A 389-nucleotide genomic window follows, 5' to 3' on the forward strand; every position below is an offset into this window, starting at 1 on the left:
CCGCTTCCCTCACCCCGCTCGGCCCGACGATCTCCGGTGTCTGCCCCAGCGACCTCGCGCTCAGCACTTTGCCTACCTGCTCTATCAACTTATCAAACCCCAACGTCACATTCCGCTTCCCTCACCCCGCTCGGCCCGACGATCTCCGGTGTCTGCCCCAGCGACCTCGCGCTCAGCACTTTGCCTACCTGCTCTATCAACTTATCAAACCCCAACGTCACATTTTCCTGGTGCAGTTTGCGCAGTTGCTCGACCACGGCGTAGGTGAAGGCGCCGTAGCTGGTGGAGCCCACCTCATACTCGTTGGCTTTTTCGTTTTCTCGGGCGGCGTAGAGCATCAGGGGCATGTAGGGGCCGTGGTGGCCGTAGAGTTTGCCTTGGCGCTGTAG

1 protein-coding gene is annotated in these 389 nt (G+C 60.7%); it reads right to left on the reverse strand.

Annotated features, from left to right (window positions below; genetic code table 11):
* Window positions 1-92 precede the first annotated feature (92 nt).
* A partial coding sequence (locus tag AC1DCY_RS27880) for a hypothetical protein (protein ID WP_477356078.1) occupies window positions 93-389 on the reverse strand: 297 nt, incomplete at its 5' end.

The sequence above is a fragment of the Lysinibacillus sp. 10T31 genome, assembly GCF_056394365.1.